This is a genomic window from Clostridium zhoujianii (assembly GCF_051590805.1).
Lineage (GTDB): Bacteria > Bacillota > Clostridia > Clostridiales > Clostridiaceae > Clostridium.
The window spans coordinates 43,194-58,795 of record NZ_JBPUTF010000002.1 but is presented as its reverse complement, the minus strand read 5'-3'; the positions used below and the strand labels follow the sequence as shown (position 1 = coordinate 58,795).

At 30.1% G+C, this 15,602-nt stretch carries 10 protein-coding genes and 1 pseudogene; 7 read left to right on the top strand and 4 right to left on the bottom strand.

Translation table 11 applies throughout. From position 1 onward, the window contains the following. Positions 1-62 precede the first annotated feature (62 nt). Positions 63-1,316, top strand: a complete 1,254-nt coding sequence (locus ACSYT2_RS13910) for an Nramp family divalent metal transporter (protein ID WP_438385042.1) — start codon at positions 63-65, stop codon at positions 1,314-1,316. Between the two features lie 98 nt (positions 1,317-1,414). Here the strand turns inward: ACSYT2_RS13910 and ACSYT2_RS13905 are convergent, their stop codons facing one another. From ACSYT2_RS13905 to ACSYT2_RS13895, 3 genes are all read right to left on the bottom strand, one after another. Beyond that, entirely contained in the window at positions 1,415-2,524 is a 1,110-nt protein-coding gene (locus tag ACSYT2_RS13905) for an amidase domain-containing protein (RefSeq protein WP_430857044.1), read from the bottom strand. Positions 2,525-2,552: 28 nt separating this feature from the next. After that, on the bottom strand, positions 2,553-3,464 hold the full coding sequence (locus tag ACSYT2_RS13900) for a M15 family metallopeptidase (protein WP_430856745.1): 912 nt from the start codon (positions 3,462-3,464) through the stop codon (positions 2,553-2,555). A 193-nt stretch (positions 3,465-3,657) separates the two neighbouring features. Further along, entirely contained in the window at positions 3,658-3,948 is a 291-nt protein-coding gene (locus ACSYT2_RS13895; RefSeq protein WP_430856744.1) for a hypothetical protein, read from the bottom strand. 161 nt (positions 3,949-4,109) lie between these two features. Here ACSYT2_RS13895 and ACSYT2_RS13890 point away from each other — a divergent pair, with 161 nt between their 5' ends. The 4 genes from ACSYT2_RS13890 (at position 4,110) to ACSYT2_RS13875 (ending at position 8,457) form a co-directional block, all read left to right on the top strand. Continuing rightward, positions 4,110-4,943, top strand: a complete 834-nt coding sequence (locus ACSYT2_RS13890) for a deoxyribonuclease IV (protein WP_430856743.1) — start codon at positions 4,110-4,112, stop codon at positions 4,941-4,943. A 291-nt stretch (positions 4,944-5,234) separates the two neighbouring features. After that, positions 5,235-5,411: a 30S ribosomal protein S21 gene (gene rpsU / locus ACSYT2_RS13885; RefSeq protein ID WP_430856742.1), complete on the top strand. Its 177-nt coding sequence runs from the start codon at positions 5,235-5,237 to the stop codon at positions 5,409-5,411. 453 nt (positions 5,412-5,864) lie between these two features. Then, positions 5,865-6,404, top strand: a complete 540-nt coding sequence (locus ACSYT2_RS13880) for a lysozyme inhibitor LprI family protein (RefSeq protein WP_438385041.1) — start codon at positions 5,865-5,867, stop codon at positions 6,402-6,404. Positions 6,405-6,570: 166 nt separating this feature from the next. Next, positions 6,571-8,457, top strand: coding sequence for a glucosaminidase domain-containing protein (locus ACSYT2_RS13875; RefSeq protein WP_438385040.1), 1,887 nt, complete (start codon positions 6,571-6,573; stop codon positions 8,455-8,457). A gap of 156 nt (positions 8,458-8,613) precedes the next feature. Here the strand turns inward: ACSYT2_RS13875 and ACSYT2_RS13870 are convergent. After that, a pseudogene (locus ACSYT2_RS13870) lies at positions 8,614-9,264 on the bottom strand (methyl-accepting chemotaxis protein); the annotation flags it as partial. A gap of 1,127 nt (positions 9,265-10,391) precedes the next feature. Here ACSYT2_RS13870 and ACSYT2_RS13865 point away from each other — a divergent pair. Both ACSYT2_RS13865 and ACSYT2_RS13860 read left to right on the top strand, forming a co-directional pair. After that, positions 10,392-12,887 carry a glycosyl hydrolase family 18 protein gene (locus ACSYT2_RS13865; protein WP_430856738.1) on the top strand — a complete coding sequence of 832 codons (2,496 nt, stop codon included), beginning with the start codon at positions 10,392-10,394 and terminating at the stop codon, positions 12,885-12,887. Between the two features lie 30 nt (positions 12,888-12,917). Next, entirely contained in the window at positions 12,918-15,422 is a 2,505-nt protein-coding gene (locus ACSYT2_RS13860; RefSeq protein ID WP_430856737.1) for a glycosyl hydrolase family 18 protein, read from the top strand. Positions 15,423-15,602: the final 180 nt, after the last annotated feature.

The window sequence follows — 15,602 nt, the reverse complement described above, 5'->3', positions numbered from 1 at the left end:
AAAGGAAGACTAATGAATAATTATTGTTGTATAATAATAGTAACAAGGAGATGTATACAATAATGAAGAAAAATATATTATTAAAATCAAAGAAAAAAAAGTCGGAATTTAATGGTAAAGAATTTTTAAAATATCTTGGACCAGGAATTTTAGTTACTGTAGGATTTATAGATCCAGGAAATTGGGCATCAAATATTGCAGCTGGATCTACATTTGGATATAAATTACTTTGGATGGTTACTTTATCAACAATAATGCTAATTGTGCTACAACATAATGCAGCTCATTTAGGGATAGTTACAGGCTTGTGTATATCAGAAGGGATAACAGAGTATATCCAGCCAAAACTAGGAAGAATAATAACTTGTACAGCAATTTTAGCAGCTATAAGTACTGCTATGGTAGAGATTTTAGGATCAGCAATTGCCTTACAAATGTTATTTAATATTCCTATTAAAATTGGGGCATTACTTTCATCAGTTGTTATAGTATTTATGTTACTTTCAAACTCATATAAGAAAATAGAAAAAGTAATTATAGGATTTGTTTCAATAGTGGGTTTAGCATTTATATTTGAAGTGGCATTAGTAAATGTTAATTGGGGTGAGGCAGCAAGAAGTTTTGTAATACCATCAATTCCAACAGGATCTTTGGTAATAATAATGAGTGTATTAGGGGCAGTTGTTATGCCACATAACTTATTTTTACATTCAGAAGTAATTCAAAGTAGACAATGGAACTTAGAAGATAAGTCTGTAATAGAGAGACAATTAAAGTATGAATTTTTAGATACAATATTATCTATGGCAATAGGATTTGTTATAAATAGCGCTATGGTTATTGTAGCAATAACATTTTATAATAATAATATCGAAGTTACAGAGCTTCAGCAAGCACAAGAAATGTTAAGACCAATGCTAGGAAATGGAGCAGCGGTAGTATTTGCATTAGCTTTGTTATTTGCAGGAATCGCATCAAGTATTACAGCAGGAATGGCAGGCGGATCAATATTTGCAGGATTATTTGGAGAATCCTATAATGTAAAGAATAAAAAAACAAGAACAGGAATTCTAATAACGATAATTAGTGCATTAGTAGTAATATTTTTTGTTAGTGATCCATTTAAAGGCTTAGTTTATTCACAGATGTTATTAAGTGTACAATTACCTATAACAATTTTCACTCAAATTTATTTAACATCGTCTAAAAAGGTTATGGGAGAGTATAAAAATAAATTATCTGAAAAAATAATATTATGGATAATTGGTGGAATAGTAACTATTTTAAATATAATGCTGTTAATAAGCTTTCTATAGTTACTAATAAACGGAGCTAAAATAGAGACTTATAGATTATTTTAGCTCCTTTTTAATTACTTCATATTTTATTAGAAAGTACAAGAATCATATTATAATTAATAGTGGACTCTAACCAACCAAAACTTTATATTTTTATTACTCCAACCTAAATCCCAAGGAACATTATTTCTGTCTGTATTATGACATGTTACTAGGGAATATCCTTTAGAGTCAGCACCAGTGATAGTTGATATATGAGTAATATCGCCTTTCTTTTCATAAGCTACAAAGTCACCAGGAAGAAGCTTATATGATGCTTTATATACTTGCTCATAACTACCTTTGGCAATTACAGAAGCTCTTCCGCTATGTAACATATAGTTAGTAAATTTATCAGCATTTACCCAAGGTCCTGTTGCACTACCTTTTTCATAATTCCATATGGAGTTTCTTTTAAATTTTCCACCCTCATGTAATATTTGAGAGGCAAAGTTTGCACAATCTCCACCTTCAGGGTTAAAATCTCTATATTTTTTATTATACTTATATCCATCTTCTTCAGCAGAAGCAGCACCGCAATATTGTGATGCATACTTTAATGCAGCAAGTCTCCTTTCATTAATAGTAGAAAGATCTCTAGCAGGTTGTGATTTTATATATTCATTAATGTCATCTACTTTAATATTTTCTAACTTTAAAGAATCTGCGAAGGGATCAGTATACCATTCCTTTGTAACAGTCCATCCCTCATTGCTTTTTGAAAGTTGAAGGGAATGGTAGGTGCCAAGCCTTGAACTATTAATATTTCCAGGTTGATCTAGATAAATGTATTTATATTCTGTATTGCAAATAATATTAAAAGAAGATGACTTTTCTCCAACTTTTATTTTTCTAAATACCAATTTAGGAATTATATCTATAAACTTTATTCCTTGCTTTTGTGCCCAATTATTAATATATTTTACCTTAGCTTCTTCATACTCAAAAGCCCATTGACCACATTTTGTGTTAGTGTCATATATTGCTTCTATTGAGTCTAAATCTTGAGATAGTATTGCTTTATTTCTAGTTATAAATATATTACCGACTAAACTTTTCAATTCATCTTCAGTAGTAGTATCGGCAAGAGCGATTACTGGGTTAACAATATTAAAAAGTAAGGATATTAATAAAAAAAGTATAATACGAGTTGGAGAAAAATTTTTCTTGAGTTTATATATCAACATCATTTCTACCTCTTTCGTTAGTAATAGTTCACTTTAATTCTTCTTCGATTAAATTAATATACTTTTGGGTATTCTCATCATTTATAGGAGCACCATCATACCAATTATTATCACTTTTCCAATTACCAAAGTATTTGGCCTTTAATATTATTTCTGGTCTATACTCGAAATGTAAAATATCAAAATGGCCCCACTTACCACCCCAGACAAAGTTATTTTTTTCAAAGGCTTCAACAAGTTCATTTGGATACTCCAAGATTCTTTTATTACCCTGTTCTTCGGAGCTCCATTTCCAATAGTCTCTTTTATCACTCTTTAAATCGATAGCTATTCCATAGGAATGAGGGCTTAGTCTACCTGTTCCTGATATAACTCTATAGTTATAAGTTCCACTTGCTGGATAAAGAATACTAGCTATATCACTTCTGTTTTTAGATAGTGGAATAACTTCATTTAAAGCAGCTTCGAGAGATGTATTGGCACTATTATTTTTATTAAATTGATAATTAGTATATCCGCATTTTAAAGCTATTAAGTTTTTTTCAATAGTTTTTTTTGAAGATCCATATACTTCATTTAAGATATCATAGCTTCTTGCTCTACCTGGATCAAAGGATTTTTCCATGAGTCCATTAACTTTATTAAGGGGATATTTTTGTTCTAAAATATCTTGAAGATCAGGATTAGATAATTTTTCTTCGTTATTTTTTTTAACTTTATCATCATACAGAATTTTTGTTCCTGATTTCATAATACAATAAACTTTATTATCACTCTTTTTTTCAACTCTAACTATATATTCTGGATAAGCTAACATGAGAGTTAGAATATCTTGTTTCATTTCAGTTAAATAATCTGTCTCTTCACTAGCCATTGATGGAATTGGTATATTAAAAGTTATTAGAATAATTATTATAATCATAGTTTTTATTTTTATCATTTATGTTCACCGCCTTTAAAGCTATATGTGTATAGGTTATCCTAAGAATTCTTACAATATGTAGTATAATTATTGTAAGAAAAATTTATTAAAATAAAAAAACTTACAGTATTAGGCATATAAAGCTTAATACTATAAGTTTTTAAAATTATTATTGTTTATCAACTATCTGGATTAGTTATTGTAATAATGACTAATTGCCACAGTCAAAAGTCGTCCATTCATCATCCATGTCTTCTTTGGGATCTCTAATGCTTAAAATACTTTCATTTCCATTAACAATGATATTGTAGCCCTTCCTATATAGTGCATTTCTTAGTTCATCAAGTATAGGAAATTCAAGGATTATTCTTTCTTCAGTTGTAAGCTTATCTATTTCCTTCATAACTATTTCTGTTTGTTCTGCTATTAGCTTTTCTTTATTTTCATTTCTTTTTGCTAGTAAGTCTGTAGCATTTGGTAGTTTATCAAATAAGGTTTCCATCTGTATCACTCCTGAGTTATATTTTAATAAAATAATGAATTTCAAATAATAAGAATTATCCATTGTACAATTTAATTATATTATAGTATTATTTTAGTTAAAGTCAAAACTAATTATAAAGGTAATATTAAATTATTAGAATAGATATGGAGGAAATACAGATGTTGAATATAGGATGTCATTTATCGACAACAAAAGGATTTAAAAATATGGGAAAAGAAGCACTTAGTATTGGGGCAAACACTTTTCAATTCTTTACGCGTAATCCAAGAGGTGGTAAGGCTAAGGATATAGATGAAAATGATGTGGCAGGTCTTTTAGAGATAATTAAGGAAAATAATTTTGCTACAATATTAGCCCATGCGCCATATACATTAAATGCCTGCTCAGCAGATGAAAAAACAAGAAATTTTGCCTGGGAAATGATGGCGGATGATTTAATTAGAATGGAATATTTACCAAATAGCTTATATAATTTTCATCCAGGAAGTCACGTTAAACAAGGAGTAGAAGTTGGAATAGATTATATTGTAGAGATGCTAAATGCAGTTATTAAGCCAGAACAAACAACAACCGTATTATTAGAAACTATGGCTGGAAAAGGTACAGAGGTTGGGAGAAGTTTTGAGGAAATAGCAGAAATTATTAATAGAGTAGAGTTAAAGGAGCATATGGGAGTATGTTTAGATACATGCCATATATATGATGCAGGCTATGATATTGTTAATGATTTAGATGGAGTACTAGATAAGTTTGATGAGATAATTGGATTAGATAGATTACGTGCAATACACTTAAATGATAGTAAGAATCCCTTTGAAAGTCATAAGGATAGACATGAAAAGATTGGCGAAGGTTACTTAGGAATTGAGGCAATTACAAGAATAATTAATCATCCTAAGTTACGTCATTTACCTTTTTTCCTTGAGACACCAAATGAGCTTGATGGATATGCAAAAGAGATTGAATTATTAAGAAGCCGTTACAATGAGTAAGAGAAAAAATTGTATTTAAATCACTAATAAATGGTTAAAATTAACAAATAAAAAGTAGTAAAATTCTTAATATTACTAAAAGATTATTTATATCTATTAAGTTAGCACATTTAAGTTGGTACATGTATAAATTAAATAGAAAAAGTGTTATAATAGTAAGGGGAAATCTAAATAATATCATCTAAATTATTGACAGTAATTTAATGATTACTGTATAATATAGCTTGTGTTAATTAAACCTACAGATGTAAATTATTTTGTAATTTACGCAATTGGAGGGGGTGACAGAGAATGTCAGAAGTAAGAGTAAAAGAAAATGAATCATTAGAGCAAGCTTTAAAGAGATTCAAGAGACAATGTTCAAGATCAGGAATTATTTCAGAAGTTAAAAAAAGAGAACATTATGAAAAGCCAAGTATAAAGAAGAAGAAGAAGTCAGAAGCTGCTAGAAAGAGAAAGTTCAAATAGTAGCGATCTGTAAATGATATAAAACGTCTTCTGAGTAGTGCTATATTTATTTGGAAGTAGGTTTTACAAAAGAAAATATAGCGGATTTATTAGTTAAATAGTTAAATATATTTTGTGAATAAAAGCTTGCATTATTGCAAGCTTTTATTTTTTATTGAATTATTTATTTAATGCTTATTCCTTGGAGAGGGGTGCCTTCTTACATTAGGTTGTAATTAAAAGAATAGTATCAGGGATAATAGAGTTATAAATTCTAAACTTTTACTATTTATGCAAACAATACATCTAGCTATTGGAATAGGAGAGGGATTATTGTAACTAAAGGGTTTGTAATTATACTTGGATATATGACAAAAAAGAAAGGTGTATATTCAAAAATATAATATTAAACTGAGAGAAAAGATAGAGGGTTATAGTATAATATTACAAATTGAGTAAATTATGGAGGTAATGATGAAAAAAATAATATTATTTATATTAGGAGTGTTGCTATGTTTGGTACTAGTTGCCTGTGGTGATAAGGATGTAAGCAATAAGGGAGAAGAGGATAAAACTAAAATTGAGAATAATCAAATTGAGGAAAGCAGTAAAAATAAAAATGAAAAGCTAAAGGAAGATAAAGAAATAAAAAATGTAAGTAAAAAACATACATATAAAGAAAAACTGGATAATATTCAAGTTGGATTAGTTGATTTAAAAGATTTATATGCTGGAAATACAATTGAGATGAAAGCAGCAGTAAGTGAAGAATGGTCAAGATGGGACAAGGCATTAAACGAGATATATGGTGTTTTAAAAGAGGATTTATCTAAGGAAGAAATGAGTAAGCTAGAGAATGAAGAAGTAAAGTGGATATCTGATAGGGATAAAAAGGCTAAAGAAGCATCATTAAAATATGAAGGTGGAACATTTGAACAAGTAGAGTATACAGGAGCTTTAGCAAAGACTACTAAGGAGCGATGTTATGAATTAGTTGAGAAATATATGAAATAATATTAAGTAAAAAAGCCTTTATCCATAATGGTTGGGGCTTTTTTGAATTAATAGATAAAAGTTATCGAAAAATATCAAATAAACTAGACAAGCGGATTGAAAAAAGCAAGAAAAAGATTTAATATAAAAGTAATTATGAAATGATAAAAAGAATGAGGTTATGCATATGAAAAAGAAGAGATTGTTTTTAATAATTTTGCTAATTACATCTTTACTACTACCGTATATTAGTGTACAAGCTATTGATAGTGATTATAAAGTTGTTACAGAAAAGAAAAAGTATTTGGTAAAGAGCGATGAAGAGAATTATTTGCTAAATAAAGCTAGAATGAGTAGTTTTCAGCCAGATAAATTTAAAGAAGTAACTAAGGAATTTGATTATCTTGTTAAAAAGACAAAGGCTGAGTACGAAGTTATTCTTGCTAAAGGAAATAAGACATACAGTTATGTAGATAAAGCTAATTCCTATGAAGAAGCTGTAGAAAAAGCGGACAGGCTAAGGGAAGGTAATGATGATTTATCAATTACCCCATCTGTTATTGATAGGGATGGAGTAATTACTTATGCTACAGAACAGATAGGACGAGTATGGAAAGAATATGAAAGTGGTTATACTGGAACAAAAAGTTCACTTTCTATGGTTTATTCTGATTCAGAACTAAGAAATGAGTACACATATATAAATGATGGCTATATTAGTGAAGTACCTATTATTGAAAAGAGAGAAAGGGAAGCTAAGGTATTAGTAGCTGGATATGAAGGTTGGATGAATATAGACAAAACCAGGAATGGTAATAGTGATTTACGAGTGGTACCAATTACTGATGTTCAATATTCTTGTTATTACTTTGTAGAATCTGGAATATTAAAGCAGAGAATTACTACAAGTATTAGTAGTCCTCCCAATACAACAACAATGATAGGTGTAGCACCATCTTATTTAAAAGAAGGAAAAAAATATTTAAGTTATGATAGTAACTATTTTTATGATGGAACTAATATACATACTGGCCTAATAAATCTTACAAGAGATCTTCAAAGTGGAACAAAAAGCTTATCAGTAAATAAAGATGAACCTTATTATGCCTATTATAAATATTTACCTTTTAGAACTAAGACTAATTATACTGCAGATGAAATAAATAAATTTATAGCAGATAATACTATTAGTAGTAGTAAGTTAAGAGGAATGGGACAAGCATTTATAGAAGCTCAGAATAAATACGGTGTTAATGCCTTATTAGCATTAGGAGTAGCTATTAATGAATCTGGCTGGGGAACATCTCAAATGGCTATGGAAAAGAATAATCTATTTGGATTAAAAGCATACGATGATAGCGTTACAAGTGCAAGTGGGTTTAAAAAGCCAGAAGATAGTATTTTAGATTTTAGTAGAGGATATATATCTAAAGGATATTCAGATCCAAATGATTGGAGATATTATGGTGGATTTTTAGGTGATAAGTATGTAGGTGTAAATGTAAAATATGCATCAGATCCATATTGGTCAGTTAAAGGTTCAGGATATGCATTTCAGGCTGATTATGAGATGTCAGGAAAAGATATGTCTAAGTCAAAGGATTATAACAACTATCAATTAGTTATGTATACAGGAGCTAATAAGGTAGTAAATAAAAGTGGTCAATTATTATATAACATTGCAAGTGCACCTAGAGTAGCAAATCAAAGTCATGTTGGGTCTGTAGCAGCATTAGTATCAGGTAATAAAAAAATAATAAATGGAGTAAGTAGTTATGAAATATATCCGGAAAGGACAACACCAGTGACAAATGGAGTTTTTGCTGGTGAGTATGATTGGAATACATATGGATATGTTAAAGATTCTAATATAAGATTAATGAATAAGGGTAAGACAGGCTATATTGATGAGGATATAAATATGGATGGTGTAGTAGATGCAAAAGATGTAGCTAAAGTTGCTGATTCTTATAATAAGCTTAGAGGCGAATCAGGTTGGGTTGAAAGATGTGATATTAATAAAGACGGAATAGTTGATATATTTGATATTGTAAAGGTGTCAAGAAAACTATAGAGCTTTGATAAAAGTAAAGGTGTCCAGTACATAAATGTATTGGACACCTTATTTTTAATTTTTTATAGTTGCTAGACTCTTTAAAGCTGTACTAAGTTTTTGAATTTCTTCCATAGAGCTAGTTATTGAATTTATATTTGAAGATTGTTCATTTATTATAGCTTCAACCTCTTCGGTGGCAGCAGCATGCTCTTCAGTTATACTACTTACACTTTCAAGCTCTATTTGGATAGGCATAAAGTTTTCAGCTATAGAAGTAATAAGAGAATTTTCTGTATTCAAATGATCTGATATCTCAACAAAAGATTCCTCTATTTTTCGGAATTTATCATAAACTGTATTAACAATAGTTGCTCCTTCAATAGCTGCAATATTTCCTTCGGAAACTTTAGATACAGCCTGATTAGTAGTATCATTAACTTCTACGATGATACTATTTATAGAATTAACAATTGAACTACTCTCTTCAGCAAGTTTCTTAACTTGTTCTGCAACTATAGCAAAACCTCTACCATGCTCTCCAGCCCTTGCAGCTTCAATGCTAGCATTTAACGATAATAGATTTGTTTGTGTTGCAATATTAGATATACTTTGTAGAGATTCATTTATTTTATCTATACTGTTTTTAAGAGTATTTACTGTATTTAAAGAAATACTAACTGCTGTTTGAATGGTGTTCATAGTTTCATTCATGGAAGTTATTTCTGTAGATCCTTCAATTACTTTACCTTGCATCTCTTTAGCAATATCAGAAACCCTATTTGATATTTCTTTAGTTTTATGTACAGCATCACTAGAGATATGCATTTTATCAGTTATATTAGTAACGCTATTTGCTGATTCTTGTATACCTATGTTTATTTGAGACATGGCTTTATCAATATTTGAGCTAGTTTCATTTATGGATACAAGATCATTTGTAAAACTAGTTATGTTTGTGTCTAAAAGATTTGAGTTATTTTTAATAGTTGATAATAATTCATCTAGCTGTTCAACTAATTTAGTACTTTCTTCTGATTTTATATTTGCAGATCCAATTAGTTTAGAACCCCAATCAGTTAAAAAGTATATAAGAATAATAATTCCATTAATTATAGCAAGGAAATTTAATATGCTAGCAAGCTCGTAGCTACTACCTAATATACTTGTAGGATTAATTAAAAATACCGTGATTAGACATAGATTTAAAACAACTCCACTTATCAAAATTAGATTTTTTTTAAAGTACATAGCTGATATCATTATACCTGCTATAAATACAATAGTATCTGCAGAAACAGAAGCTGGATTAAATTCTATTAAAGCAAAGGATCCAAAATTAGAAAGTATTATAACTAAACTAAAGAAAATTGCTTTAGCTGTGTCTTTAAGTGGAATTAAATATACTATAGTAGAAACTATAATTACTGAAAATAAAGGAATTAGATCAAAGTAAGTTGTAGTTTTACCTACATTTTTAATACAAGTTAAAATCATAAGCAAATCAATAAAGACTATAGTGAAAAAATTCACCTTATGTATTTTTTTTACGTCAAATATCCATTGTTCGTTCATGTTATCCCCCCATAATTATGTGTTAAATCTTACTTTATATATCGGATGTATAGGAAATAACTTTAAACAAAAGATATAAATGGTTGTTTATATCTCTAAATTAGTAGATGTGAAAAAATATATACATGTATATTAAGGTATAAATAATTTTAAAGATGTAGAGTTGATAGAAAAATTTATATTATATAAGAATTTTTAAAAATAAAAATATAAGAATTGATTTAAATAAATTCTAGGTATAAAATTACATTATAGACAATAAATGTTAATACAGTGGTGGGGTGATTCCAATATTTATTTTAATAGACAGGCTAATAGCAAGAAATTGAAAAGCTTTGTTTAATAAAATAATTTTGAATAAATAAGGGGGAATAAAAATTATGTTAAGGAGAGTATTTAAGAAAAATCTCAAAGCATTTGTAGCTTGTGCTACACTTGCAACCCTACTTATGACAACAGCAGTTCCAGCAGGTGCTGCTAATTCACAAAAAGATAAAGGTTCTATAGATACAAAAGTAGAATCAACACAAAAGTACCGTAATGTTATGTATTATGGTGATTGGTCTGTTTGGGGAGGTCAAAGAAATTTTTATCCTCAGGACATACCAGCAGATCAATTAACCCACCTAAATTTTGCATTCATGGATTTCAATGCAGATGGCAGTTTGAAGTGGACAGATGAACAAGCATCAATGACTCATGGATTAGGGAAACCAGAAACAGAAGTAATGGCTGGTACAGCAAACTCAGGGATACTTAATGGATTTAAAGAGTTAAAGATAGTAAATCCAAACTTAAAAATTGGAGTATCTTTAGGAGGATGGTCAAAGTGTGGTGAATTTACTGCTGTAGCAAAGAATCCACAGGCAAGAAAGAATTTTGCTAAAAATTTATGTGACTTTATTAAGTATGCGAATATGGATTTTATTGATCTTGACTGGGAATATCCTACTGCAGTTAGAGAGCCGGATCTTTGTGATAACTCAAGAGATGAAGGTACACTACAATCTATTCCAGAGGATAAGGAAAATTATATTTTATTATTGCAAGATATTAGGGACGCATTAAATGCTCAAGGGAAAGAATTAAATAAGACTTATGAACTAACAGTTGCATTACCAGCACCTATTCAAAAAGTTAAGGATGGAATAGATGTAAAAAGGTTATTTGATATAGTTGATTTTGCAAATATTATGACTTATGACATGAGAGGTGCTTGGGATAATATTAGTGGACATCAAGCAGGATTATATACAGATAAGAATGATCCATTTAAAGAAAAAGGATTTTCAGTAGATGAAAGTGTTAAATATTATTTATCACAAGGTGCACCATCAAACAAGGTGGTTATAGGTGCAGCTTACTATACTCGTGGATGGGAAAAAGTAAGTAAAGAAGGTACTTCTTCTAGTTTACCAGGGTTATTTGGATCAGCTGCTAAAGTTACGGTTGATGCAGATGGAACACCATCAACAGGAGCAAATCCAGAGATTCCAATAAAAAATGGAGAAGGTGGACGTATGACTGGTGTATGGTCATATAATGCACTAGATTCTCTAAAAGCTAGATATCCTGGGCTTAAAGAATACTGGGATGATGAAGCAAAGGCACCATATCTATATAGTGAACAAAGTGGAGCATTTTTCACTTATGATAATGTAAGATCTATTCAGGAAAAAGTGAAATATGTTAAGGAAAATAATTTAGGTGGAATGATAGCATGGATGGCATCACAGGATAAAGCAACTACTTCAACTAAGCGTGATGAATTAACAAAAGCTACAAAGCAAGCATTATATGGAGATGTTGCATTAACTAAATATACTGTTACAGCACCAAATGCTAATGTTGATACTAAAATTGAGGCTGCTCCTGCTATTGCTGGGCTAAGTAAAGGTAATGGCCAGTTGAAAATAACTTTGAAGAATACAGGAACTATAACTACAAAGGATGAGGTTGTATCAGCAGTTGAAAAAAGGGCAAAAACACTTATGAATCCTAAGTTATATTTAGAAACAGATGGGATAGATATAGTAGGTGCTCAGTATCCATTAACTGATAAGTTAATTACTAAAGAAAATGGTAAGTATGTAATAGATTTAAGTAAGAGTGATATATATACCAATAGATTGATTGAACCAGGTAGCTCCATTGTATTAAACCTAGATACTAAACAAAATATAAAGAATATAGAAGGGGTTTTAGGATTATCTATGGAACAAAAGATATATCCATCATCACCTACTTCATTTGGAAGACAAAGTCTTTATGGATACGATTCAGATATAGTTGAATACGATTCAAAGGGAAATGGAATACCTAATATTTCTGGAGTTAGAAAAATAACTACTTATGTAAATGAAAAATTCGATAAAATGGCAGGGGTAAAGGCTATTGATAAAGAGGATGGAGATATAACAAATAAAGTTGTTGTAACAGGCAATGTAAACGTTAGAGTACCGGGAACTTATGAGCTTGTTTATTCTGTAACTGATAGCAATGGTGCTACAAGAAGTGTTAAATGTGCAGTTACCGTAGATTATAGAAAAAAACCAATGGCAAATACCTATGATCCAAATAAAACCTATGATATGAGAGATGCTAATAATACAGTTATATATAACGGAGCAGTGTATAAGTGTAATTGGTATTCAGTAAAAGGTATAGAACCAGGAACAAATCCAATATATTGGGTATATGTTGAGGAGGCCTATGAAATAATACCACCACCAGCGTATATTATTGATTTGGCATCAGTAGCAAATGCCTATAACACTGTTAAAGGAAATAATAATTATGATGAAGAATGTGATTTAAATAAGGACGGAATTGTTGATATTTATGACTTAGTAATAATATCAAAAAAAATAGTATAAATAATTTAAATTTTATGGGGGATTAAAACTATGTTTAGAAAGTTATTTTCTAAGAAAACTAAATCTATAGTAGCACTGGCGGCAATGGCTACTATACTTATGACAAGTGTAGCGCCTGTAAGTGCAATTACTGTTGATGATGCAAAGGAATCAAGTACAAAAGAAGAGGCAAAGCTTAAATATAGGAACGTAATGTATTATGGAGATTGGTCAATATGGGAAGGACAAAGTAAATTTTATCCTGAAAATATACCAGCAGATCAAATAACTCATCTTAATTTTGCGTTTATGGACTTTAATGCAGATGGTAGTTTAAAATGGACAGATGAATCAGCAGCTACTGGTCATCCATTAAATCATGTTAGTGATGTAACATATGATGATTTAAATGGAGGGATACTAAATTCATTTAAAGCTTTAAAACGTATGAATCCTAATCTTAAAATAGGGATATCCCTTGGAGGATGGTCAAAATCAGGGGACTTTACAGCAGTTTCTAAAAATCCAACAGCTAGAAAGAAGTTTGTAGCAAATGTACTAGCATTTATTAAATATGCAAATATGGATTTCGTAGATATTGACTGGGAATATCCAGGAGCTAAAAGAGATCCAGATCTTTGTGACAATGCAAGGGATGAAGGAACAAAGGATGGTAGCCCAGCAGATAAACAATATTTTGTAGATTTATTGCAAGAATTCAGAACAGAACTAGATAAACAAGGTAAGACTTTAGGTAAGACATACGAATTAACAGCAGCTCTACCAGCACCAGTTCAAAAGGTTAAGGATGGAATTGATGTTCCAAAAGTATTTGAGTTATTAGATTTTGCAAATATAATGACTTATGACATGAGAGGAGCTTGGGAGCCAATAGCCGCTCATCAAGCAGGTTTATACAATAACCCAAAAGATCCTGACATAGGTAAGGGATTATCTGTTGATGATAGTGTTAAATATTACCTATCTCAGGGGGCAAAATCAGATAAAATAGTAATAGGTGCAGCTTATTATACAAGAGGATGGGAAAAAGTAAAGAATACGGGAGTAGATCCAAAGAATCCTGGATTATTTGGAGAAGCGGAAATATGTGCAACTGATGCAGATTTAACTAAGACATCAGGAGCAGAACCAGAAGCAATATTAAAGAATGGCGAAGGTGGTCGTAGAACAGGTACTTGGTCATATAACAATATATTTAGTAAGATACCTAATAGTAGTACAAGATCATCATTAATTGGTATGTATCCAAACTTAAAAGAATATTGGGATGATTATGCAAAGGCACCATATTTATACGATCCAAATAATGGAGCATTTTTTACCTATGATAACGTAAGATCAATTCAAGAAAAGGTAAAGTATGTTAAAGAAAAAAATTTAGGTGGAATGATTGCTTGGATGGCATCACAAGATAGACCTACAGATCCAAACTCCCCAGTACGTGATGAATTGACAAAAGCAACAAAGCAAGCCTTATATGGGAATATAGAATTACCTAAATATAAAGTTACAGATATGAAGCCAGATGTTAGTGTATCTAATGTAACTATGCAAAAAGGTGATTTTGGAACAGGAGGAACTCTAAACTTCACAATTACAAATAATAATAAGTGTACTGAATCAGATAGTGTTGTAGCAAAAGTTGAGAAATCTACAAAAACTTTGATGAATCCTAAGGTATATGTTAAAACTAAAAGTCTTAAATTAACTACAGGTAATTATCCAACTCCAACACCTAAATTTGAGAATGGATACTATGTATTTGATTATACTGGAGTATATGGACTTAAAATGTGGGCGCCAGGTGAATCAAGAACATTCCAAATAAAAACTGATAGTTATATTGATAATATTAGTAGTGAGATAGTAAGCATAGGAATATCTCAAACACAATTCTCAGGCACTCCTGAATTTGGAAAAGTTGTTATGTATGGAGACTCAGCAGAAAAAGATAAAATAGATGCAAATGGAAACTATTATCCAACCATAATAGGGCTAGAGGATAAGAGGATTACAATATACGATAAATTTAATCCATTAGAAGGGATAACAGCAAATGATTTAGAGGATGGAGATTTAACAAGTAAACTAAAAGTAGATGGAATAGTAGATGTTAATAAGTTAGGACAGTATGTACTAAACTATTCAGTTACTGATAGTAAAGGAGCAACAAGAACCTGGAGTATTACAATAACAGTTGGTAAAAAACAAGTCATTGCCCCGGATGACTATAATCCTTCAAAAAATTATGTTAAAGGGGATATAGTAGTATATAAAGGACATCGTTATGAATTAGTATACTATACCGGAGCAGGTTTTCCACCAGATACACCGGTTGCAGGAATTTGGAAAGATCTTGGAGAAGCTTTGATAGAAATAGATATACCTAAACCAAATCCTATAATAGACTTAGCAACAGTTGCTGAAAATTATAATAGGAGAAAAGGAGAAATCAGTTTTAATGAAAAGTGTGATTTTAATAGTGATGGAATAGTGGACATTTACGATATAGTAAGTATTTCAAGAAATTTATAATATTAAAAACAATTAGAAGTGTATAAGAATGAATATGTATTTGTTCTTATACGCTTTTAATTTTGTAGTTAAGAAGATTTACAATATAACTAAATTAGGAATCATAGTAAAAAATACATATAATTATAGTAATAAAAACAAATTATAATTAAGATTTTAGAGATACTTTATATTATTGAT

What these genes read in the sequence shown, in the direction of transcription:
- ACSYT2_RS13895 (WP_430856744.1), bottom strand. Translation starts at nt 3,948, where the DNA reads ATGGAAACCTTATTTGATAAACTACCAAATGCTACAGACTTACTAGCA.
- ACSYT2_RS13865 (WP_430856738.1), top strand. Translation starts at nt 10,392, where the DNA reads ATGTTAAGGAGAGTATTTAAGAAAAATCTCAAAGCATTTGTAGCTTGT.
- ACSYT2_RS13905 (WP_430857044.1), bottom strand. Translation starts at nt 2,524, where the DNA reads ATGTTGATATATAAACTCAAGAAAAATTTTTCTCCAACTCGTATTATA.
- ACSYT2_RS13860 (WP_430856737.1), top strand. Translation starts at nt 12,918, where the DNA reads ATGTTTAGAAAGTTATTTTCTAAGAAAACTAAATCTATAGTAGCACTG.
- ACSYT2_RS13875 (WP_438385040.1), top strand. Translation starts at nt 6,571, where the DNA reads ATGAAAAAGAAGAGATTGTTTTTAATAATTTTGCTAATTACATCTTTA.
- ACSYT2_RS13900 (WP_430856745.1), bottom strand. Translation starts at nt 3,464, where the DNA reads ATGATAAAAATAAAAACTATGATTATAATAATTATTCTAATAACTTTT.
- ACSYT2_RS13890 (WP_430856743.1), top strand. Translation starts at nt 4,110, where the DNA reads ATGTTGAATATAGGATGTCATTTATCGACAACAAAAGGATTTAAAAAT.
- ACSYT2_RS13910 (WP_438385042.1), top strand. Translation starts at nt 63, where the DNA reads ATGAAGAAAAATATATTATTAAAATCAAAGAAAAAAAAGTCGGAATTT.
- rpsU (WP_430856742.1), top strand. Translation starts at nt 5,235, where the DNA reads ATGTCAGAAGTAAGAGTAAAAGAAAATGAATCATTAGAGCAAGCTTTA.
- ACSYT2_RS13880 (WP_438385041.1), top strand. Translation starts at nt 5,865, where the DNA reads ATGAAAAAAATAATATTATTTATATTAGGAGTGTTGCTATGTTTGGTA.